18 protein-coding genes are annotated in these 21,321 nt (G+C 61.1%); 6 read left to right on the forward strand and 12 right to left on the reverse strand.

What is annotated here, in order from left to right; all coding sequences use genetic code 11:
* Nucleotides 1-112: 112 nt before the first annotated feature.
* A complete protein-coding gene (locus AC1DIG_RS27090) occupies nt 113-1,009 on the reverse strand; it encodes a LysR family transcriptional regulator (protein ID WP_477769766.1) in 897 nt (298 codons plus the stop codon).
* Nucleotides 1,010-1,170: 161 nt separating this feature from the next.
* Between AC1DIG_RS27090 and AC1DIG_RS27095 the strand changes: the two genes are divergently transcribed.
* Both AC1DIG_RS27095 and AC1DIG_RS27100 read left to right on the forward strand, forming a co-directional pair.
* Nucleotides 1,171-2,187, forward strand: a complete 1,017-nt coding sequence (locus AC1DIG_RS27095; protein ID WP_477769767.1) for an alpha/beta hydrolase — start codon at nt 1,171-1,173, stop codon at nt 2,185-2,187.
* A 177-nt stretch (nt 2,188-2,364) separates the two neighbouring features.
* The gene (locus tag AC1DIG_RS27100) at nt 2,365-3,792 is read left to right on the forward strand and encodes a mechanosensitive ion channel domain-containing protein (RefSeq protein ID WP_477769768.1); all 1,428 of its coding nucleotides are present in this window, start codon (nt 2,365-2,367) and stop codon (nt 3,790-3,792) included.
* A 43-nt stretch (nt 3,793-3,835) separates the two neighbouring features.
* On the opposite strand, the gene ycaC is transcribed toward AC1DIG_RS27100, so the two are convergent.
* The 5 genes from ycaC to AC1DIG_RS27125 form a co-directional block, all read right to left on the reverse strand.
* Nucleotides 3,836-4,462, reverse strand: a complete 627-nt coding sequence (ycaC, locus tag AC1DIG_RS27105) for an isochorismate family cysteine hydrolase YcaC (protein WP_477769769.1) — start codon at nt 4,460-4,462, stop codon at nt 3,836-3,838.
* Nucleotides 4,463-4,531: 69 nt separating this feature from the next.
* Nucleotides 4,532-6,370, reverse strand: coding sequence for an amidohydrolase (locus tag AC1DIG_RS27110; protein ID WP_477769770.1), 1,839 nt, complete (start codon nt 6,368-6,370; stop codon nt 4,532-4,534).
* The gene (locus AC1DIG_RS27115; RefSeq protein WP_477769771.1) at nt 6,367-6,996 is read right to left on the reverse strand and encodes an antibiotic biosynthesis monooxygenase; all 630 of its coding nucleotides are present in this window, start codon (nt 6,994-6,996) and stop codon (nt 6,367-6,369) included. Before AC1DIG_RS27115 ends, AC1DIG_RS27110 begins: the two co-directional genes overlap by 4 nt.
* A 150-nt stretch (nt 6,997-7,146) precedes the next feature.
* Nucleotides 7,147-8,070 (reverse strand): LysR family transcriptional regulator, encoded by a 924-nt coding sequence (locus AC1DIG_RS27120; RefSeq protein WP_414907730.1) that lies wholly within the window; start codon nt 8,068-8,070, stop codon nt 7,147-7,149.
* A 47-nt stretch (nt 8,071-8,117) separates the two neighbouring features.
* Nucleotides 8,118-9,113, reverse strand: coding sequence for an MBL fold metallo-hydrolase (locus AC1DIG_RS27125; RefSeq protein ID WP_477769772.1), 996 nt, complete (start codon nt 9,111-9,113; stop codon nt 8,118-8,120).
* Between the two features lie 277 nt (nt 9,114-9,390).
* Here AC1DIG_RS27125 and AC1DIG_RS27130 point away from each other — a divergent pair, with 277 nt between their 5' ends.
* Nucleotides 9,391-9,816, forward strand: a complete 426-nt coding sequence (locus AC1DIG_RS27130; protein WP_216745151.1) for a helix-turn-helix domain-containing protein — start codon at nt 9,391-9,393, stop codon at nt 9,814-9,816.
* Nucleotides 9,817-9,910: 94 nt separating this feature from the next.
* On the opposite strand, the gene AC1DIG_RS27135 is transcribed toward AC1DIG_RS27130, so the two are convergent.
* Nucleotides 9,911-10,735, reverse strand: a complete 825-nt coding sequence (locus AC1DIG_RS27135) for an alpha/beta fold hydrolase (RefSeq protein ID WP_477769773.1) — start codon at nt 10,733-10,735, stop codon at nt 9,911-9,913.
* 30 nt (nt 10,736-10,765) lie between these two features.
* Entirely contained in the window at nt 10,766-11,341 is a 576-nt protein-coding gene (locus tag AC1DIG_RS27140; protein WP_477769774.1) for a flavodoxin family protein, read from the reverse strand.
* 383 nt (nt 11,342-11,724) lie between these two features.
* On the opposite strand from AC1DIG_RS27140, the gene AC1DIG_RS27145 reads away from it, so the two are divergent.
* Nucleotides 11,725-14,526: an ATP-binding protein gene (locus AC1DIG_RS27145; RefSeq protein WP_477769775.1), complete on the forward strand. Its 2,802-nt coding sequence runs from the start codon at nt 11,725-11,727 to the stop codon at nt 14,524-14,526.
* Here AC1DIG_RS27145 and AC1DIG_RS27150 read toward each other — a convergent pair.
* Together AC1DIG_RS27150 and AC1DIG_RS27155 are read right to left on the reverse strand one after the other, a co-directional pair.
* Nucleotides 14,473-15,969 (reverse strand): ATP-binding protein, encoded by a 1,497-nt coding sequence (locus tag AC1DIG_RS27150; RefSeq protein ID WP_477769776.1) that lies wholly within the window; start codon nt 15,967-15,969, stop codon nt 14,473-14,475. The two genes, AC1DIG_RS27145 and AC1DIG_RS27150, sit on opposite strands and share 54 nt — an antisense overlap.
* A gap of 186 nt (nt 15,970-16,155) precedes the next feature.
* Nucleotides 16,156-17,106, reverse strand: coding sequence for a GlxA family transcriptional regulator (locus AC1DIG_RS27155; protein WP_477769777.1), 951 nt, complete (start codon nt 17,104-17,106; stop codon nt 16,156-16,158).
* Between the two features lie 215 nt (nt 17,107-17,321).
* Here AC1DIG_RS27155 and AC1DIG_RS27160 point away from each other — a divergent pair, with 215 nt between their 5' ends.
* Complete coding sequence (locus AC1DIG_RS27160; RefSeq protein ID WP_477769778.1) at nt 17,322-18,044, forward strand: pirin family protein; 723 nt, start codon at nt 17,322-17,324, stop codon at nt 18,042-18,044.
* A 203-nt stretch (nt 18,045-18,247) separates the two neighbouring features.
* The gene (locus tag AC1DIG_RS27165) at nt 18,248-19,450 is read left to right on the forward strand and encodes a YbfB/YjiJ family MFS transporter (RefSeq protein ID WP_477769779.1); all 1,203 of its coding nucleotides are present in this window, start codon (nt 18,248-18,250) and stop codon (nt 19,448-19,450) included.
* Here AC1DIG_RS27165 and AC1DIG_RS27170 read toward each other — a convergent pair.
* On the reverse strand, nt 19,442-20,119 hold the full coding sequence (locus AC1DIG_RS27170) for a DsbA family oxidoreductase (RefSeq protein ID WP_477769780.1): 678 nt from the start codon (nt 20,117-20,119) through the stop codon (nt 19,442-19,444). The genes AC1DIG_RS27165 and AC1DIG_RS27170 overlap by 9 nt on opposite strands.
* A gap of 107 nt (nt 20,120-20,226) precedes the next feature.
* On the reverse strand, nt 20,227-21,126 hold the full coding sequence (locus AC1DIG_RS27175; protein ID WP_477769781.1) for a LysR family transcriptional regulator: 900 nt from the start codon (nt 21,124-21,126) through the stop codon (nt 20,227-20,229).
* Nucleotides 21,127-21,321 lie beyond the last annotated feature (195 nt).

The raw sequence follows: 21,321 nt of genomic DNA on the forward strand, positions 1-21,321 counted from the left end.
TGAGAGGGGCTATTTTCGGCTTCGCTGTAGCAGAGCGATTGTATGGATGTGCGAATCTGGAAAAGTTTGTGCTGAGAAAATTCTTTCGCCAAGCATCCGGAGGCTGCTGTATTTACAGCCCGTCCTCGGTCCGATCCAGCCGTTCACGCAAGAACTCGATCAGCGCCTGCACCGGTCGCGAGCCCTGGCGATGCTGCGGATAGACCGCCGATAACGTCAACGGCTCGGGGCGGAAGCTGTCCAGCACCGGCACCAGTCGCCCGTCCTTCAAGGCCGAGCCGACAATGAAGGTCGGCAAATAAGTAATGCCCATACCGGCGATGGCCGCGTCCTTGAGCAATTCTCCGTTGTTGACCCGCATCCTTCCGGTGACGTTCACGGTCAATGGTTTGCCCTGTCCTTCGAACCGCCATTGCACCTGGCGACCGTGGCCGTAAGGCAGGCAGTCATGGCTGTGCAAGTCTTCGGGGTGAACCGGCGTACCGCGCTCGGCCAGGTAGGCCGGGCTCGCGCAGTACACCCGCTGGATGGCGGCGAGGCGTCGGGCGATCAGCGTCGAGTCTTCCAGCACGCCGATGCGCAATGCCAGGTCGTAGCCTTCGCCAAGCAAGTCCACCGGACGATCACTCAAGTCCACTTCCACCGTGACGTCACGATAGCGCTGCAAAAACACCGGCAGCAGGCACCCCAAGTGCGCCACTGCGAACGACAGCGGCGCGCTCAAGCGAATGGTGCCGCGTGGCTCGGCGGTCTGCCCGGCGATGCCCTGCTCCACGTGTTCGACTTCGCTGAGCAGACGCAGGGCCGACTCGTAATAACTCTGCCCCAAGGGCGTGACGTCCAGCCGCCGGGTCGAGCGGTTGAGCAGGCGCACGCCGAGGCGCTCCTCCAATTGCATCAGCCGGCGGCTGACGAACTGCTTGGACAGGCCCAACTGATCGGCCGCCGCCGTGAAGCTGCCGGAGTCCATGACCTGGCAAAAAATACGCATGTCTTCGAACGGGTTCATTGTCACTTCCTGGTTGACAGTTAAACGCTTTATAGCCGCTTTTTCACTTTCAGGCACCTCATTAATCTGTGCTCACGGTGTTGCTGAGGCCAGAACCCCAGCGCCACAGCAGCCCGATCCCAAGGCATAAAAAACTCAAACGATTGAAAAAGGAATTGACCATGAGCCTCAAGAAAACCCTCACCGCATCCCTCCTCGCCCTGTCCATCGGCAACGCTTTTGCCGCTGGCAGCCCCGGTGTCGAACACAACACCCAGGCGTTCCTCGATGCCCTCGCCGCCGGCGGTGGCAAACCGCTGGAACAACTGAGCCCGAAAGACGCCCGCGCGGTGCTGACCGGTGCCCAGGCCTCGGTGAAGGTCGATCTGTCCGGTGTTGAAGTCAGCGACAAGGCGATCAAGGTCGACGGCCAGACGATCAACCTGAAAGTGGTGCGTCCGGCCAAGGTCAAAGGCGAGTTGCCGGTGTTCATGTTCTTCCACGGTGGCGGTTGGGTACTGGGCGACTTCCCGACCCACCAACGCTTGATCCGTGATCTGGTGGTGGGCTCCGGGGCAGTAGCCGTGTACGTCGATTACACCCCGTCGCCGGAAGCCCACTACCCGACTGCGATCAACCAGGCCTACGCCGCTACGAAATGGGTGGCCGAGCACGGCAAAGACATCGGTGTCGACGGCAAGCGTCTGGCGGTGGCCGGCAACAGCGTCGGCGGCAACATGGCGGCGGTGGTCGCGTTGATGGCCAAGGAACAGAACACCCCGGCCCTGCGCTTCCAGTTGCTGATGTGGCCGGTGACCAACGCCGGGTTCGATAACGGCTCGTACCAGCAGTTTGCCGAAGGCCACTTCCTGACCAAAGGCATGATGCAGTGGTTCTGGGACAACTACACCACCAGCCCGGTCGAACGCGCGCAGATCCATGCCTCGCCACTGAATGCCAGCGCCGAACAGCTCAAGGGCCTGCCCGCTGCGCTGGTGCAGACCGCCGAATTCGACGTGCTGCGTGACGAAGGCGAAGGCTACGCCCGCCACCTCGATGCGGCCGGCGTGCCGGTGACCTCGGTGCGCTACAACGGGATGATTCATGACTTCGGCCTGCTCAATCCGCTGAGTCAGATACCTGAAGTGAAGGCTGCAGTGCGACAAGCGGCGGCTGAGCTCAAGACCCATCTGAACTAAGCCAGGGCCCTTCCCCCACAGCGATGTGGGGCGAAGGGCTTTTTTGTTGGAGCGAGCCTGCTCGCGATGGCGTCCTGTCAGCCGCTGCACTATTGACTGATAGACCGCCATCGCGAGCAAGCTCGCTCCCACACAATCCGGTGCGAGCCACTCACTCTTTTCCGGCGGAGCTATTCCATGACTTTCATGTTTACCCACCTGCTGTCCTGGAGCGCCTTGCTTTTGGTGCTCGACGCTCTGCTCTGGCACCTCGCCCCGTTCAAACACCGCGCCCCGCGGGTCGGCGTGCGTCTGGCGTTGTTTCTGGCGTTCAGTGCGCTGGTCATCAACGCCGGCGTCAGCCCGTTGCAGGCGCCGTTGTTCGCCGATGATCATGTTGCGCAACTGGGCGCCACGGCACTGGGGATTCTCTGGTGGCTGTACGCCGCGCGGGTGCTGACCGAAGTGATCGGTCTGGCCCTGATGCGCCGCATCGGTCACAGCGGTCGGTTGTTGCAGGACGTGATCGGTGCGCTGGTGTTCCTGGCCGCCATTGTCGCTGCCGCCGGGTATGTGCTGGAGCTGCCGGTCAAAGGCCTGCTCGCGACCTCCGGGGTGGTCGCTATCGTGGTCGGTCTGGCGTTGCAGAGTACGTTGAGCGACGTGTTCTCCGGCATCGTGCTCAACACCACCAAGCCCTATCAGGTGGACGATTTCGTGATGATCGACGGCGTCGAAGGCAAAGTGCTCGATATTGACTGGAGCGCCACCCATCTGCTGACCAGCGCTGGCACCCTGGCCGTGGTGCCGAACTCCGTGGCGGCCAAGGCCAAGATCGTCAACCTCAGCCGCCCGACCAACCTGCACGGCGTGTCGATCAGCATCATGGTGCCGAACCACATCCGTCCGCGCCGGGTGCTCGATGCCCTCGAGCGTACTCTGCAAGGCAGCAGCAGTCTGTTGCTCGATCCGGCGCCGAAAGCGCTGCTCAAAGAGGCCGGTGAAGAAATGTCCGAATACGTGGCCAGCGGTTTCATCGCCGAACTGGGCAAGAAAGGCGACGTGCGCAATCAACTGTTCGACCTCGCCCATCGGCACCTTGAAGCGGCGGGCATTTCGCGGCATCCGGACGGTGTGATCGAACCCTCGAGCCGCGCCCGCGCACTGCTCGATGAAGTGAAGATTTTCCGCTCGCTTAGCCATGAAGAACGTGACCGCCTCGCCGAATCGATGGTGCCGCAGCAGTACACCACCGGCCAGGTGGTGCTGGACCTGGACGAAGTGCCGGACAGCCTGTTTGTGATTGCCACCGGTGTCGTCAGCGCCAGCGTGTCCGACGGCAATGGCCTGGCCGAGGCAGGCCGCATGGGGCCGAGCGAAGTCATGGGCGAACAGAGCATCCTTGCCGATACACCGTCCCAGGCGACGTTCACCGCGCTGACATCCTCCATCATCTACCGTCTCGACAAGAACCTGACTCGCCAGTGCATGGAGCAGCGCAGCGAAGTGGGCCAGGCGTTGAACAAGCTGCAGGCGGTACGGCAACAGAACAGTCGGTTGGCGTTGATGGCCAAGCCTGTGCCGGTCAGAAAAGGTGGATTTCTGGGGTGGTTGCAAAAACGTTGAGCAAAAAAATGCCCGCACATCGGCGGGCATTTTTTTCAGCGGATTACTTGGCAGTGAACTTGGTATAGCTATTGATCAGATTGCGATAGTTCGGCAGGCGCTGCGACAGCAGGTTCGCCAGACCTTCCATGTCATTGCGCCAGTCGACTTGCAGCTCGCAGGCCACCGCGAACCAGTTCATCAGATGCGCACCGGCGGCCGACATCCGCGCCCACGCCGCTTGTTGCACAGTGGTGTTGAAGGTGCCGGAAGAATCGGTGACCACGAACACCTCAAAACCTTCAGCAATCGCCGACAGGGTCGGGAACGCCACGCACACGTCAGTCACTACGCCGGCGATGATCAGTTGCTTGCGGCCCGTGGCCTTGACGGCTTTGACGAAGTCTGCGTTGTCCCAGGCGTTGATCTGGCCAGGGCGGGCAATGAACGGCGCGTCAGGGAATTGCTCTTTGAGTTCCGGCACGATCGGACCGTTCGGGCCGCTGTCGAAACTGGTGGTAAGGATGGTCGGCAGGTTGAAGAACTTGGCGATGTCACCCAGTGCCAGGACGTTGTTCTTGAACTCGTTCGGGCTGAAATCCTGCACCAGCGAGATCAGACCGGTCTGGTGGTCGACCAACAGCACAACGGCATCGTCTTTGTTCAGACGCGAGTAAGGAACGTTGCTCATGTGAAACTCCTCGATGGATGGTTGTTGCGGGGGAGCGCCGGTCACGAAGGCCGGCGCTTTGTTTCTGAATCAGAAGGCGAAGCAGGAACAGCCGAACGCGCCCCAGAAACCGGCGAAATCGCTGACCGGCGCATTCGAATAGCGCGCCTTTTCATGGCTGTGCGTATGCACCGCGCACGGGCCGCTGCAAAGGTGGACCTGAGCCTGCATCGGCGAATTCGGGCGCCAGTGGCCGGGGACTTTCATCACCGGCGACCAGTCCGGCAGTACCGGCACGCTGGCCGGACCGAGCTTTTCGAAGTCGCCGGCGGCGTACACAACCTTGCCACCGACTACCGTCAGTACCGACTCGATCCACTTGATCGCTTCTTCCTCGACGCTGAAGAAGTCCGCGCTCAACGCTGCCACGTCCGCCAGTTGCCCGACCTTGATCTGGCCCTTCTTGCCCTGTTCGGACGAGAACCAGGCGCTACCGTGGGTGAACAGTTCCAGCGCAGTGGTGCGCGGCAAGCCTTCCTCGTACAACGCCAGACCACCGACGGTGCGGCCGCTGACCATCCAGTACAGCGAGGTCCACGGGTTGTAGCTGGAAACGCGTGTGGCGTCGGTGCCCGCGCCGACCGGCACGCCCTCGGCGAGCATGCGTTTGATCGGCGGGGTGTGCTCGGCGGCTTTGCTGCCGTAACGGTCGACGAAGTATTCCCCCTGGAACGCCATGCGGTCCTGAATCGCGATGCCGCCACCCAGCGCCTTCACCCGCTCGATGTTCTGCGGGGTGATGGTTTCGGCGTGGTCGAAGAACCACGGCAAACCGTTGAACGGGATGTCGCGATTGACCTTCTCGAACACATCGAGCATGCGGCTGATGGATTCGTTGTAGGTGGCGTGCAGGCGGAACGGCCAGCGTTGCTCGACCAAGTGGCGAACCACCGGTTCCAGTTCCTGTTCCATGGTCTGCGGCAAGTCCGGACGCGGTTCGAGGAAGTCCTCGAAATCCGCCGCCGAAAACACCAGCATTTCACCGGCGCCGTTGTGGCGCAGGTAATCGTCGCCCTGATGCAGGGTGACGCTACTGGTCCAGTTCTTGAAGTCGGTCAGCTCTTCCTTGGGTTTCTGGGTGAACAGGTTATAAGCAATGCGAACCGTCAGTTGCTGGTCCTTGGCCAACTGCTCGATCACCGCGTAATCGTCCGGGTAATTCTGGAAACCACCACCGGCATCGATGGCGCTGGTCAGGCCCAGACGATTGAGTTCACGCATGAACTGACGGGTCGAGTTGACCTGATATTCCAGCGGCAACTTCGGCCCTTTGGCCAAGGTCGAGTAAAGAATCATCGCGTTCGGGCGGGCCACCAACATGCCGGTCGGCTCACCGTTGGCGTCGCGCACAATCTCGCCACCCGGTGGGTTCGGCGTGTTGCGCGTGTAACCGACAACCTTGAGCGCTGCGCGGTTGAGCAAGGCGCGGTCGTACAAGTGCAAAACGAACACCGGTGTATCCGGCGCAGCCTGGTTGAGTTCTTCAATCGTCGGCATGCGCTTTTCGGCAAACTGGAATTCGTTCCAGCCACCGACCACCCGCACCCATTGCGGCGTCGGCGTGCGATCGGCCTGGTCCTTGAGCATGCGCAGGGCATCGGCCAGGGACGGCACGCCTTCCCAGCGCAGTTCGAGATTGTAGTTCAAGCCACCCCGAATCAAGTGCAAGTGCGAGTCGTTGAGGCCTGGGATAACGCAGCGGCCCTTGAGGTCAATGACCTGGGTGCCCGAACCGCGCAGGGCCATGGCTTGCGCATCGGTGCCAACCGCGACGAAGCGACCGTCGGTGATCGCCACCGCACTGGCAAGAGGGTTTTCACGGTCAACGGTATGAAATTGGCCATTGAATAGAATCAGATCGGCGTTCATCGCGTTTCCTCACGCAGAGTGGAATGGGACTGGTCGGCTGTCAGCCAGGGGGCGAATAGTCGGGTCGCCATGGGCATGAACAGGTACACCACCGAAAGCACGATGGTCAGGGTGATCAGGAAGGTGGCGATCACGTAATTGGAGAGCAAAGCGTTGAGCTGCAGCACTGGCCCCCAGATCAACGGCACCAGCAGGGTGTGCGGCAGAATCACCATCAATGTCAGCACCGCCTGCTTCCAGCGCGGAGGTGGTGATGCGGCATCGGCCAGCGGTGAAAACCAGAATTCATTGATCGGCTGGACCTCGGTCTGGTCACCGTCCGCCAGCATCGGTGCGGCTTCGTTGACCAACTCCAGCCGTTGCGGCGAATCGAGCCAGCGCTGCATCGCCTCGGTGGAGCAGAAGCGCAGCACGCAAGTGAACATGTCGAGACCGGCATTCTTGCCGCGAATCACGTCCACGCCCAAATGTCCCTCGCTCTGCCCGGCGATACCGACAATGCGCCGCAACCAGGCTTCATAGGGTGCTTCAAAACCAGCCTTGATCCGGTGTTTGACGATCAAGGTCACGACCTCATCGAAACCCGGCCGCGCGGTTGCAGTGTCGAGGCGATTGGAATCAGGCATAACCGAAAGCTCCGGCAAAACGATCATTGAGCATAGCCCAGTTGAAAAACACCGACGTTGGTGCGCCGATAACTGATTCGATAGTGCCAATGCCAGGGCACAAAAAATTGAATGCACGTGCTCTCTTTGCGACCCGGCTTTTAGTACTGCCTAGGGGGGTGTGATGTTCAAGGGTTCAGACATGTACTGACTGATCCGCGAACGTAACCAGCGCTCTGCCGGATCGTTGTCGTGAACGCCACTCCAGGCCATCGACAGTTGCGCCGCATCGATGGGAAACGGCGGGTCTTCGGCTCTCAAGGCACATCCTTCAACCAGCGCACACGCCGCGTAGTCGGGCACGGTGGCGATCATTTCGGTACCGGCGAGCATCGCCCGCAAACCACTGAATTGCGGAACCCCCAGCACCACTCGCCGGGTACGACCGACCTTGGCCAGATCGAGGTCGATATTGCCGCTCAGGTCGCCAGAGAACGACACCATCGCATGGGGTCGCTGGCAATATTCATCGAGCGTCAGCTCACCGGGCCGGTTGTCACCGCGCAACACTTTGCAGGCGATATCACGCAGCCTCTTGCGCTTGGCGTTGGCCGGCAATTCGGTGGTGTAACTGACCCCCACCGAAATCTCCCCCGATGCCAGCAAAGCCGGCATCAACAGATAATTGGCCCGGCGCACTACCACCACAATTCCCGGTGCCTCCTGCTGCAGCTGACGCAACAACGGCGGGAACAAACCAAATTCGGCATCGTCCGAAAGACCAATGCGAAACACATCGCAGCTCGTTGCCGGATCGAACTCCTTGGCCCGGCTGACGGCACCCGAGATGGTGTCCATCGCCGGTTGCAGCTCTTTAAGAATCGCCAAGGCTCGCGCCGTTGGCTCCATCCCGCGACCGTTGCGCAACAGTAGCGGATCGTCGAACAAATCCCGTAGGCGGCCCAGCGCAGCACTCACCGCTGGCTGTCCCATGAACAATTTTTCAGCCACACGGGTCAGGTTCTTTTCGAACATCAGGGCCTCGAAAATCACCAACAGATTCATGTCTACACGGCGCAGATCGTTACGGTTCACAGGCACAGTCCCATTGTGTTTTCAACCAGGTACGAGTCAGTCGGACTTCACTCGATCATCGGCACTTTTGCCGCCCGCTTGTAAGGCCCGTATTCGATAGGCACCCACTGAAAATGCCTGTCCACCGTGGTGATGTGGCCGACACCCGGAAACGGCAGGTGCGCCGCGGTCACCCAAATCTTGCTCGTTGCCGCGTCAGTGAAAACTTTGTCCCGGCTCTTGATCGCCTGCTGACTGTCGACGTCGAAGCGGATCGACACTTCGGGATGCTCGAACTGCACCGCCAGGTTATGCACCAGATCACCCATGAACAGAATGCTCTGGCCCTGAGAGGTGAAGCGGTACGTGGTGCTGCCCGGCGTGTGCCCCGCTTCGAGTTCGGCATCGACGATACCCGGCACCGGTGACTGACCGGCGTCGAAGGTCTTGAAGCGCCCCGCGGCAACGTAAGGCGCGGTTGAATCCTGGGCGATCCTGAAAAACTCCTTGGCACCGGCGGGTGCTTTGGCCATGGTCTGAGGATCGAGCCAATAATCGGCTTCCGCCTTCGCCGCGTAGACCGTGGCGTTGGCGAACACCGGTTGCTGCTTGTCGTCCACCAGCCCGCAAACATGGTCCAGATGCAGGTGCGTGAGCAGGATGGTGTCGACCTGTTCCGGCTGATAACCGGACGCTTTCATGTTCGCTGCGAGCATGCCGGCGGTGGCTCCGATGCACTGCCCCGCTCCGGTGTCCACCAGGATCAGCTGCTTGCCGGTATTGATCAGAAAGGCGTTGAACGCCGTCTGCACCCCCGGTGTTTCAATCGAACGACGGGCCAGTAATGCACGGATCTGGCTCTGGGTCAGGCCATTGAGCAGATTCGGCGACAGATCGTTGTAGCCATCGAACAGCGCCGTCACTTCGTAATCGCCCACTGCCAGCCGGTAGTAACCAGGTACCTGAGTAGCCATCTGGGTCGGTGCCTGAGCCAGTGCGCCAACCGATGTCAGCGCCAATGCCAGGCCGAATCCGCCCAGCGTGCAAACCAGAGAATGCTTCATGCGTTCACCTTTGATCGAGTCAGAAAAGCGGCCATCCACACGCCCGCCAGATGAGCTCAATCATGCACTCGTCCCACGCCTCGAAAATTGCAGCCATGTGCTGAGTCAGTGCAGTTGTTCGCTGCCGCACGCGGACGGAATTAACAACGTTTAACTCGCAAGCCAGCGCCCCGCGACCAAGAATGAAGCCCTCTGTGCAGACCTGTTTTCTAAAGCGGGAAGCTGCTGACCCACGGCGCAGTGTGCCAGCGCATTCCCATCGACACGGATATTTGTCATGGCCCACCTTCAGCACAACGCCGCCCGCGCATCAGCCACTGAAACGCGAAAAGCCACCACCGGAGGCCTCTCTCCCTGGCGGGAAAGCCTGGTCAAAAAACTGATCCTCGACGGTCTGGGTGAAACTCTGGAAGTCACCGAACTCGCTCGGGCCTGCGCCCTGTCCCGCAGTCACTTCTCCCGTGCCTTCAAGTGCAGCACCGGCCTGTCGCCCCAGGACTGGATTCGTTGCCAGCGCATCGCCCGGGCCAAGCAATTGATCCAGAACACCGACCTGACCCTGACGAAAATCAGCCTGGAATGTGGCTTTTGCGATCAGGCACACTTCTGCCACATTTTCACCCGTAGCGAAGGCATCAATCCGTTTGCCTGGCGGTGTCGAGTACTGCGCGCCGGCCCCAGCCTCAATCAGGCGAGCGCATAGCGCCGCGGCACGCTCGATGGCCATCAATGAAAACGCCGAGGGGCAAAACCCCTCGGCGTTTTTTTCATGGTCAGGAAACAGGATGCCGAACGACTCAGCCTTCGACGAACGCCAGCATATCGGCGTTGAGCTGATCCTTGTGGGTGTCGGTCAGACCATGAGGTGCGCCTGGATAGATCAGCAGCTTCGAACCTTTGACGAGTTTGGCCGAGGCAATGCCGGCAGCTTCGATCGGCACGATCTGGTCGGCGTCACCGTGCACCACCAGAGTCGGTACGTCGAACTTTTTCAGGTCTTCGGTGAAGTCGGTTTCGGAGAAGGCCTTGATGCAGTCATAGGCGCTCTTGTGGCCGGAGGTCATGCCCTGCATCCAGAACCAGTCAATCATCCCCTGGGAAGGCTTGGCACCAGGCTGGTTGAAGCCAAAGAACGGCCCGCTGGCGACGTCTTTATACAGCTGTGAACGGTCCGCCAGGGACGCCTGGCGCAAACCGTCGAACACTTGCATCGGCAGGCCGCCTGGATTGGCTTCGGTCTTGAGCATCAGCGGCGGCACTGCGGAAATCAGCCCGGCCTTCGCGACTCGTCCAGTGCCATGACGACCGATGTAACGCGCCACTTCGCCACCGCCAGTGGAGAAACCGAACAGCACGGCGTTTTGCAGATCCAGCAGCTCGATCAACTGCGCGAGGTCGTCGGCGTAGGTGTCCATTTCATTGCCAAACCAGGGCTGGCTGGAGCGGCCGTGACCACGGCGGTCATGGGCGATGACCCGGTAGCCCTTGGACGCCAGGAAGATCATCTGCGATTCCCAGCTGTCGGCATTCAGCGGCCAGCCATGGCTGAAAACGATGGGTTGGCCAGTGCCCCAGTCCTTGTAATAGATCTCGGTACCGTCGCGGGTAGTGAATGTACTCATGGCATTTGCTCCTTCAGGGGGTTGGGTGACTCAAATCGATGGATAGCCCATGCGCTCGGCCAGGCGCGCCACCCGCTCGCCCAAGTGCGCGGCGGTGCGGCGATCTTCAACAGGTGGCGCTTGCTCGGGAGACTGTTCGACATTCGACTGGGCCATGGCGCCCAGGGAGCTGCCCAGGCGATTCAATTGCCCATCGAACACCCCGGTGCTGGAACGCGCCGGCAGCAGGTCGAGACCGACCCAGATCATCGAATGCTGGGCAGCGAAGACCGCCATCTGCAATAAGGTGTTGAGCTTGTCGCCACACAGGCAACCGGAATTGGTGAAGCCGGCGGCGAGCTTGTCGCGCCAGGGCTGGGCCAGATAGAACGACGCGGTGGCCTCCATAAAGCTCTTGAAGGACGCCGAGGCGCTGCCCATGTAGGTCGGGGCGCCGAAGATGATGGCGTCGGCCTGGTGCAGGCGCTCCCACTGGTCGTGCACGTCCTCGACCGGAATCAGCCGACAGGCGCTGCCCAGATGCCGCTCCACACCCTGGGCCACGGCCTCGGCCATAACCCGGGTATGGCCATAGCCACTGTGATAGACCACCACCACATTGCTCATTCCGGCATCCTCCCCACGTGTTCATCCCTTTTGCTGCCCACAGCACGCACAACCATCCCTTCGGTTGGCGCACTTGGAGGATTGGAGTTTTGAGCGTAGACCGGACGCAGGGCGAGTTAAACGTTGTTAATTTTCCATGGCACAGGCAAACACCCGAACCACTCGTCGCCAATGTCGCAGCCAATAAATACGGCACTCGACGCTGGCAAGGAGATTGCTGTGGTTAACACACTCGATGCACGCGCGTCCGAGCCACGTTGCGTTGATCAAGAAACCTGAGGAATATGCTCGAAAACCGCGTGACAGAAGACTGCAACCTTCGTCCGCCCTCCCCGTACAAGTGCAACGGGGCGGATTAAAAGAACAGCAGCAGGAGTGAGCCGTTGACCCTTCCCCCCGAACAGGCTGTGCATTTCGGCCCCTACCGGATCTACCCCGGACAACGTCTGATTCTGGAGGCCGATCGGCCCTTGCGCCTCGGCCGACGTTCCATGGACATTCTGTTGATCCTCCTGGAGCACGCCGGACATGTGGTCAGCAAACAGCAACTGATCGCGCGGGTCTGGCCGAAAAGCGTCGTCGAAGACACCAATCTGCGCGTGCACATGACGGCGCTGCGCAAGGCCCTGGGCGACGGTCAGGCCGGCCAGCGCTATATCATCACCGTGGCCCAGCGTGGCTACAGCTTCGTCGCCCCCTTCTCCCTGGAGCCCATCGAGCATAGCCCCGAAGGCGATACAACCGAACCGAGGGGCCATAACCTGCCGGTGCGGCGCACCCGCATGATCGGACGCCAGGGCTTGGTGGACAGTGTGATGACGCAACTTGCACACCAGCGTTTCATCACCCTGGTCGGCCCCGGCGGCATCGGCAAGACCACCGCAGCCCTGCGGGTAGCCGAACAACTGATCGGCCACTACCGGGACGGTATCCGGCTGTTGGACCTGGCCCCGGTCAATGACCCGCTGATGATCACCAGTCACCTGGCGACACTCCTCGACCTGGCGCTGCACGACGGCGAACCGATGGGCAACCTGGCGAGCTTCCTGCGCGAGCGGCAGATGCTGCTGGTGATCGACAACTGCGAGCACTTGCTCGACGCCATTGCGCCGCTCTGCGAAAGCATCCTGCGCGCCGCGCCACACGTGCATATCCTGGCCACCAGCCGTGAGAGCCTGCGGGCCGAAGGCGAATTCGTGCAACGCCTGGAATCGCTGGACTGCCCACCACCCATCGCCGTGCTGGACCGCACCCAGGCCCTGACCTTTTCGGCCCTGCAATTGTTCGTCGAGCGGGCGATGGCCAGCCACGACAGCTTTGAACTGAGTCATGACGAACTGCCCTTGGCGATAGAAATCTGCCGACGCCTGGACGGCATTCCCCTGGCGCTCGAACTCGCGGCCGCGCAGGTCGGCAACCTGGGCCTCAGTGGGTTGCTGAGCCAGCTGCAAGGCAGTTTTCGGCTGCTGACCCACGGCAGCCAGATAACGCCGGGCCGTCATCAGACCCTGCGCGCCACACTGGATTGGAGCTTCGAACTGCTCAATGCCTGCGAGCAGGCCTGTCTGCGTCGGCTGGGCATCTTCAGGGGGGGCTTCACCCTGCAATCGGCAGCGGCGGTGATCGTCGGCGAACACATCGAACCCGACGTGGTTTTTACCTCGATCACGCAACTGGTGGCCAAGTCCTTGCTGAACGTGGAAGTCGGCGACGAGGAAGTGTTTTATCGCCTGCTGGACACCACCCGCAGCTATGCCCTGGAAAAACTCGACCAGGCCGACGAGCTGCCGATTACGCGCAAGCGTCACGCCGAACGTTGCCTGGCCTTGATGCATCAGGCCCAGGAGGACTGGGAGCAGACCCCGTCGGCCCTATGGATCGAGCGTCACGCCCGCAGCCTGGAAGATATCCGCGCGGCGCTCGACTGGGGCTTGAATAGCCAAGGCCCACAGATGCTGGCGATCCGTCTGGCCGCGGCCTCCGCACCACTGTGGCAGGAGCTGTCACTGCTCAAGGAGCACGGCGTGTATGTGCGCAAGGCGCTGGCCCTGCTTCACGCGGCAGCCGAGCCCTGCCCTCGCTTGACCCTGGCCCTCAAGCTCGCCCTCGGCAGCTCCTGCTACCACACCCAAGGCAGCAGCGCCGAAGCGATCGATGCCTTCGTGGCGGCCAGAACCCTGGCCGAAAGTAGCGACGATGTGGCAGCTCAACTCAAGGCAGTGTCCGGGCACACGGCGGTCAATCTGAGTTGCGGTCACTACCAACTGGCCCTGGAACAAAGCCGTCAGTTCGACGACCTGGCGCTACGCAGTACCGGCCGGGCCGTGATATCCCTCAGCACCCAGCGCCTGCAGGTACTGGCTCTACACTTTGCCGGCGATCAGCCGCAAGCCCGGGACAAAGCCGAGCAAGTCTTCCAGCTCATGACCCAGAGCGGACATCTCAGCCGGTTCACCTGTGGCTTTGGCGTGCAGTACGACCAGAGCGTCGCCTCGCTGACGATCCTGGCGCGGATCCTCTGGTTGCAGGGCCATCCGGAAAAGGCCTGGAGCACCGCGCGTCAGGCTCTGGACATCGCGCTCCAGATCGACCATGGCACGTCCATCTGCTACACGCTGGCACTGTCCGGCTGCCTGATTGCCCACTACAACGGCGACACTCAAACTGCCCGCGACCTCTTGCGCCTGCTGCTCGAACAAGCACAAAAACATTCGGTGCTGCTGTTCTACAACTGGGCCCGGCACTATGCGCAGGTAATCGATGGCGATGGTGCACATCCGAACCCGCAACCCGGCACCGGGCTGATCAAGGAAATCATGGTCACCCTGGATAGCGGCTTCGTCGATGACGCATTGCTGGCACGGGCCGAAAACGGCGCTGCGGGTTGGAGCACGGCGGAAATCCTTCGGGCCAGAGCGAATGCTCTGCTTGCAGAAAACAGCCAGACTGCAGCCGAGACCGTGCTGCTCAAAGCGCTGGGAGTGGCAAAAGCCCAAGGGGCTCTAACATGGGAACTGCGCACTGCCACCTCACTGGCTGAGCTTTGGCAGCGGCAAGGCCACCTCCAACAAGCCCACGACCTGCTGGCGCCGGTCTACAACCGCTTCACCGAAGGCTTTGCCACACCAGACCTAAGCAAAGTCCGCCGTTTGCTCGACGAGTTGCAACGACACCGGCCGTCCTGACCCCCAGCGTGCCCGACTGATGTAGCGGGCATAACGCATTTCAAACACTCGCAGCAGTCCGCTCAGTTCAAGCTTTTCCAGTACGTAAGTGCGGGTAGTGTTGAGAAGCCGATAACGTGTCATGCCATTGCCCTGCTCAACCGACAACAGCGATTTCAGCACCAGCCGTTCTATCACCTCTGCCAGACTGGTGGGCCGCAGCACCGCACAACTGATGACGCCGATGGCTGCATTCAAAGTAAAAGCTATTTTGAATACCGCCAGCCCCTGCAGTACGGTCTGCTCCAGCGGGCTCAACCGCTGATAGCTCCAGTCCAGCGCGGCCTTGAGCGTCTGATGCCGTGGCACCGCGGTGCGCCGGCCTTGGGTCAGCAGTTGAAAACAGTTGTCCAGTTGTGCTCGCAGCCCAACCAGTGCCAGCGCATCGATCTGCGCCGCGGCCAGTTCGATGGCCAAGGGCAGACCGTCGAGGCGCCGACAGATTTCCCGGACAGCCTTGAGGTCCTGTTCACGCAGGGCAAACCCTTGTTGGCGGGCACGGGCACGGCTGACAAACAGTTGCACCGCTGAATAGCTCATAACCTCGCCGACACTCTGCAGCGCCGACATCGGCGGCACCGCCAGGGCTGGCAATCGCTGGACCGTTTCCGTCGCCGCCCGCAGCGGTTCGCGGCTGGTGACCAGGATCGATAACCGTGGCGCCGAAACCAATAGGCCCTCCACCAGCGATCGGCAACGTTCGAGCAGGTGCTCGCAATTGTCGAGTACCAGCAATGCATGCCGTGGCGCCAGTGCATCCACGCCAACATCCAGTTCCAGGGTCTGGCTCAGATAATCGACGAGCCGCGCAGGGTCATCGATTGCCGCCAGATCAACGATCCAGACGCCATCGCTATAGTGCTGCAACAGCAGTTCGGCCACGCGCAAGGCCACCGTGGTCTTGCCAATTCCGCCGGGGCCGACCAGGGTCATGAAACGGCAAACCGGCAACAGCCGGACCACGCTACCAACGACCGAATCTCGGCCGGTCACTGGCGTGATCCGAGTAGGCAAGTTGTGCTGGTGCTTTTGAACGGTCTCGACCGAGAAAAGTGCACCTTCCAACTCACACTGCACTGGGGCGATGAAGCTATAACCGCGCCGGGGAATATTGGCGATGTAGCGCTGCCCGTTCTGGCCATCGCCGAGAGCCCGACGCAGGGCAGCGATGTGCACGCGCAGGTTGATTTCCTCGACCACCGAAGTCGGCCAGACGTGGGCGATCAGTTCGTCCTTGCTGACCACGTTGCCCGCGCGCTCGACCAGTACCTGGAGGATATCCAGGGCCCGTCCGCCCATACGCAGCGGCCGATCACCTTCCAGGATCAGCCGTTGACGAGTGTGAAACACGTACGGGCCAAACCGCAGCACCGCACTGCTATTTAAATCTCTGAGTCTGTTCATGCACATCCACGTGCTGAAAACCTGGCCCGGCTCAAGGTACTGCCTCATCCATTGTGCGAGTTCGCCCAGGCTCCCGCATCTCCGCTGCCAAGAGTCCACGAGTATCTTGGCAGGCATGAGTGACGGTACAACGGCGATGGAGGGAGCGTCACGGCCATTGCGGTGCGCAGGACGGACAAGAACGCTCTAACTGAACTGTTCGCGGTACTGGGCGGGGGTCAGACCCAGTTTTTCACTGAACAGAAAACGCATGTGCCGCACGCTGCCGAAGCCGCTCTTGTAGGCGACGGTCTTGAGCGGCAGGTCACTGGTTTCCAGCAGGTTCCTGGCGCAATCGATGCGCGCGCTTTGCAAAAACTCCATGGGCGTAATATTCACTTCACGGGCGAACACCCGAGCGAAATGTCGCGCACTCATGTTCGCCAGGCTGGCCATGCGTTCGACACTGAAGGCTTCATCAAGGTGTTCGAGCACATGATTCTGCACCCGGGTCACCGGCGTTTCCTGTGGCGCCACCGCACTCATCAATGGGCTGAACTGCGCCTGTCCGCCCTGGCGTTTCATCACCACCAGCAACACCTTGGCCACGTCCTGGGCGATTTTCTTGCCGTGATCCTGAGCGACCACCGCCAGTGCCAGGTCGATGCCGGCGGTGACCCCGCCAGAGCTGATCAGGTTGCGGTCCTCGACGTAAATCTGATCGGTCTTCACCGTCGCCTCGGGGAAGGCTCGAATCAACCGCTCCGTGTAATGCCAGTGAGTCGTCACCCGATAACCGTCCAGCAATCCGGCATGCCCCAATATGAACGCCCCCGTGCAGATCGAGCCATAAACGGCCGACCGACTGACGGCGCCCCGCAGCCAGTCGAGCAACGGTGGATGTCTTTCGTTGTAAGCCCCCGGACCGCCCGGCACCAGCAGCAAGTCATAGCTGTCGCAGGCCTGGTCTATGTGCACATCGGTCTGAACGCTGACGCCGTTGGATGCGCGCAACGTGCCATGCTCGGTGCCGATCGTCGACAGCTGATAACGGGCGTCCGGCTCCAGATAACGGTTGGCGATGGAAAACACCTCCATGGGCCCGGCCATATCAAGCAGGAGAAAGTCTGGAAACAGCACCATTGCCACGGTTTTCATGGGTTGGAAATCACTGATATCAAAGAAATGGGAAACGTAGTGTCAGCACTGAACATTATGGCCATTTGTAACAACAAGAATACATGAACCCGCTCACATAACTGTCAACCTGATCGAGACAGTATTTCAATTTCCATCTACTTATTGCACTCACCGGTAAACATTAACCTTCTCCTCACTCGGACGAACTCTCGTCCCAAACAGGAGATTTCATCATGCTGACCCTTCGCAAAGCCTCTGATCGCGGTGCGGCCAATCACGGTTGGTTGAAGTCGTTCCATACCTTTTCCTTTGCCAACTACCGCAATCCGCGGGAGCAGGGTTTTTCTGACCTGCTGGTGATCAACGATGACCGCGTGGCAGCCGGTAAAGGCTTTGGCCAGCACCCGCACCGGGACATGGAGATCTTCTCCTATGTGCTCGAGGGTGCCCTGGAACACAAGGACACTTTAGGCACAGGTTCGGTGATCCGCCCCGGCGACGTGCAATTGATGAGCGCCGGCAGCGGCGTGGCGCACAGCGAGTACAACCACTCGGCGACCCGGCCGGTGCACTTCCTGCAAATCTGGATCGTACCGGACGTCAGCGGTGCCAAACCGCGTTATCAACAAGAGCACTTCAGCACGCAGAAGAAACGCGGTCGCCTGCAACTGATCATCTCCCCCGATGGGGCCAGCGGTTCGCTGCGGGTGCGTCAGGATGCCCGGGTCTATGCCGGCCTGATCGACGGCAAGGAAAGCGCCAGCCTCACGCTCGCCGCCGATCGCTACGCCTATGTGCATGTGGCCCGGGGCAAGGTCGAACTCAACGGCCTGCAATTGCAGGAAGGCGATGGTGTACGGGTTCGCGATGAACAGGTGCTGACCTTGAGCAACGGTGTGGATGCCGAAGTGCTGGTGTTCGATTTGCGTCCTCAAGAACTGCCGGAAATGCCTTGACCGCAACGTGCCTGGGGGCCTGCGCCCCCGGGCTTGATTGGCAGGCGAAAACTTCGACAGACAGGGCCCCGCAAACGCTTGAAGCGATGTCGGCGAAACATATCCACTATCGACACCGATGATTTCCGCCGCGCGGGTGCTGACTCCCAAAATCCAATCCTCCTATCCATTTCCACACCCGTAAATCATCAAGGACTCCGCCCATGTCAGCGCCTACGACTGCGACACTCCCCATGCGCAATGAAGTCTGGCTGCATATTTTCGCTGGCTTGTGCGCCAGCCTGGTCAGTATCGGGCTGGCGCGCTTTGCCTATACACCGCTTATCCCGCAACTGATCCAGGCCCACTGGTTCGTACAGGCGGATGTGGTCTATCTGGGCGCCGCGAATCTCGCGGGGTACCTCATCGGAGCGCTGGTCGGGCATCCCCTGGGCAAGCGCCTTTCCAATCCGTTCGTGCTGCGGCTGATGCTGGTGGTCGCCACGTTGTCATTCTTCGCCTGTGCCTGGGCCTTGTCCTTCGGCTGGTTCTTCGCCTGGCGCCTGCTGTCGGGAATCGCCGGTGGCGCCATCATGGTGCTGGTGGCGTCCACTGTCTTGCCACACGTGCCGGCGGCGCGTAGAGGCGCGGCCAGCGGCGCAATCTTTCTCGGCATCGGCCTTGGCATTGCAGGCTCCGGTACGCTGGTGCCAGCCCTGCTCGAATGGGGCCTGCGCGATACCTGGATAGGCCTGGGGTTGGTCGCTGCGGTGCTGACCGCTGCCAGTTGGTTCGGCTGGCCGCAGAGCCAGCCCGAGCCCGTTGTCGACGTCAGGACCAGTGAGCCGGCAAGCCATGAGGATCAAGCATCCGGCAGTGGTTTGCGTCTGCTGTTCGCCCAGTACGCGTTGATGGCCACGGGGCTGGTACCCGCCATGGTCTTTCTGGTGGATTACGTGGCCCGCGGTCTTGATGCGGGTACCCATGTGGCGACGCTGGTCTGGGTGATGTATGGCGTCGGAGCGATCTTTGGCCCGATGGTCTATGGCATGCTCGCCGATCACCTTGGGGCACGCCGCAGCATCCTCTCGGTGCTGATCGTGCAGGCGCTGGCGGTGGGTGCCTTGAGCATTACCAGTCAGCCGTGGGTGCTGTGCGGGCTCGCTGTATTGATAGGTTCGTTTCCGCCCGGCATCGTGCCCTTGGCCCTGGCCCGCGTGCACGAACTGAAGAAGCACGCCCATGCCCAGCAGGTCGCCTGGAGCCGCGCGACCGTGGCCTTTGCCAGCTTCCAGGCGTTGGCCGGGGCTGCCTATTCGTTGATCTTCAACGCCAGCGGCGGGCATCATCAGTTGCTGTTCGTGATCGCTGGCATGGCGCTGCTGCTGGCTATCGTGTTGGATATCGCTGCACGCCGGCTACGCTAATGCACTTCGCGCACCGCTGCGGCGGTGGGCCACTTGAACCTCAGGTGCCGCCGCGTCCCGCAACACACGAGCCAGCAATGCGCTGGGTTGGGTACCCGATACCAGGGTGTCGCCGATACGAAGGACCGGCAGCACCCCACCTGACCAACCCGCGGCGTCACGCTTGTGGCGCTGCACCGCCGCCACTCCTTCACCGCTGCGCAGATAGTCGAGCAACCGGTCCTGCTGGACCTTGCTGTCCCCACCCAACTGCGCGAGTACCCGCACATCCCCGATATCGCGGCCCTCACAGAAATAGGCTCGGAAGATACGCCTGAACAGACCGGCACAGTCACCACCTCGCGCGGCCCGCTCCAGCATCAAACTGTGCGCCGGGTCGGTATCGACCAGACGCTCGATTCGGTCAAAGGCAAAACGCAAACCCAGCGCCTGGCCGGCCTGGGTGATTTGCGCTTCGAACATCCGGCTGCGCGACAGGCTGCCGAACTTGCGCCTGGCATACTCACCTTGTTCGATACGGCTGGCGGGAAGGTCGAAAGCAGATCGGCACGGTACATAGATGATCGGCTGTGGCCGATTCGATGCCGCCATCGCCTTGCGCAGGTTCAGTTCACCGATCCAGCACCAGGGATTGATGAAGTCGTACGCCAGATGAATGACGTTATCCATAGCGACCACCTTACTTCGACAAATGATGGCCAGACTCTAGGCCTGCATCTGCCGGGCGAGTAGCCACATGGCGCGCAACGCTGTTTTGTCGAATACCCAAGTAGTGTTCAGGAAGCGAGGATTTCCTCGAGGAACTCAATGAACACATTGATGCGACTGGAGCCGCGGTGGTTGGGCAGATAGAGCGCGTTGATGCAGGTGCTGGCGGTGCCGGGATTGACTTCATACTGCTCCAGCACGCGGGTCAGACGGCCCCGGCCGACATCGTCACGCACCAGCCAGTCGGCCAGTAGCGCCACTCCGCCACCGGCCAGCGCCGCCTCGCGCAGGATGTCGGCGTTGTTGCTCTGCAATCGCCCCTGCACACTCAGGCGCAGGGTGTCCTCGTCGCCCTGGAATGTCCAGTCGTGGTGCGCCGCGCCATAGTCAAAACGCAGGCACTGATGTTTCAGCAGGTCACTCGGGTGGCGTGGCAGACCGGTACGAGTCAGGTACTCGGGACTGGCCACGACCCAACGCTGAAAGTCACCGATCTTCTTGCTGACGATGTCATCGCTGACCACCGAAGAACCGAGACGCACAGACACATCGATTCGCTCGCTGATCAGGTCACTGACCTGGTCGCTCAACGACAGGCTGATCTCCAGGCCCGGATGGCGCTCAAGCAGGCGCCCCAGGTGAGGCGCAATGATCCGCCGGCCGAACTCCACCGGAACGCTGGCACGCAGATGTCCCTGGACCTCGGTGCCACGGTCGGCGACGGTGGCATCGGCTTCGTCGACGGCCTCGAGAATCGCCACGGCCTTCTCGAAATAAGCCTGCCCTGCAACCGTGACACTGGTGTTGCGCGTGGTGCGATTAAGCAGGCTGGCACCCAATTCACTTTCCAGGCCCGCCACCTGCCGCGTCACCGAAGACGTAGAGAGGCCGAGCTTGCGCGCCGCTGATGAATAGCCGCCACAGCGTACGGTTTCAACGAACATCTTCAGCGCCAGCAACTTGTCCATCAGCCAATCCCGACAGCGAAAAATCAAGCGAACTACTATGCCTGACCGCGAATGAGGTGTCTTGCACGGTTGTGCTCAAACACGGGCGCAACATTCAGAACACCATCAACAGGACGCTGATACCCAAGGACAACCATGACCTTGCGGCGACTCTTCTTTCTCTTCGACTTCGGCCTCAATAGCTCGCGACGGTGC

Source organism: Pseudomonas sp. 05N431, from assembly GCF_056397005.1.

Bases quoted from the DNA above. Each gene is read 5' to 3' on its own strand.
- ycaC (WP_477769769.1), bottom strand. From the start codon at position 4,462: ATGAGCAACGTTCCTTACTCGCGTCTGAACAAAGACGATGCCGTTGTG.
- AC1DIG_RS27155 (WP_477769777.1), bottom strand. From the start codon at position 17,106: ATGAAAACCGTGGCAATGGTGCTGTTTCCAGACTTTCTCCTGCTTGAT.
- AC1DIG_RS27165 (WP_477769779.1), top strand. From the start codon at position 18,248: ATGTCAGCGCCTACGACTGCGACACTCCCCATGCGCAATGAAGTCTGG.
- AC1DIG_RS27100 (WP_477769768.1), top strand. From the start codon at position 2,365: ATGACTTTCATGTTTACCCACCTGCTGTCCTGGAGCGCCTTGCTTTTG.
- AC1DIG_RS27125 (WP_477769772.1), bottom strand. From the start codon at position 9,113: ATGAAGCATTCTCTGGTTTGCACGCTGGGCGGATTCGGCCTGGCATTG.
- AC1DIG_RS27140 (WP_477769774.1), bottom strand. From the start codon at position 11,341: ATGAGCAATGTGGTGGTGGTCTATCACAGTGGCTATGGCCATACCCGG.
- AC1DIG_RS27170 (WP_477769780.1), bottom strand. From the start codon at position 20,119: ATGGATAACGTCATTCATCTGGCGTACGACTTCATCAATCCCTGGTGC.
- AC1DIG_RS27135 (WP_477769773.1), bottom strand. From the start codon at position 10,735: ATGAGTACATTCACTACCCGCGACGGTACCGAGATCTATTACAAGGAC.
- AC1DIG_RS27110 (WP_477769770.1), bottom strand. From the start codon at position 6,370: ATGAACGCCGATCTGATTCTATTCAATGGCCAATTTCATACCGTTGAC.
- AC1DIG_RS27160 (WP_477769778.1), top strand. From the start codon at position 17,322: ATGCTGACCCTTCGCAAAGCCTCTGATCGCGGTGCGGCCAATCACGGT.
- AC1DIG_RS27090 (WP_477769766.1), bottom strand. From the start codon at position 1,009: ATGAACCCGTTCGAAGACATGCGTATTTTTTGCCAGGTCATGGACTCC.
- AC1DIG_RS27150 (WP_477769776.1), bottom strand. From the start codon at position 15,969: ATGAACAGACTCAGAGATTTAAATAGCAGTGCGGTGCTGCGGTTTGGC.
- AC1DIG_RS27115 (WP_477769771.1), bottom strand. From the start codon at position 6,996: ATGCCTGATTCCAATCGCCTCGACACTGCAACCGCGCGGCCGGGTTTC.
- AC1DIG_RS27175 (WP_477769781.1), bottom strand. From the start codon at position 21,126: ATGGACAAGTTGCTGGCGCTGAAGATGTTCGTTGAAACCGTACGCTGT.
- AC1DIG_RS27130 (WP_216745151.1), top strand. From the start codon at position 9,391: ATGGCCCACCTTCAGCACAACGCCGCCCGCGCATCAGCCACTGAAACG.
- AC1DIG_RS27095 (WP_477769767.1), top strand. From the start codon at position 1,171: ATGAGCCTCAAGAAAACCCTCACCGCATCCCTCCTCGCCCTGTCCATC.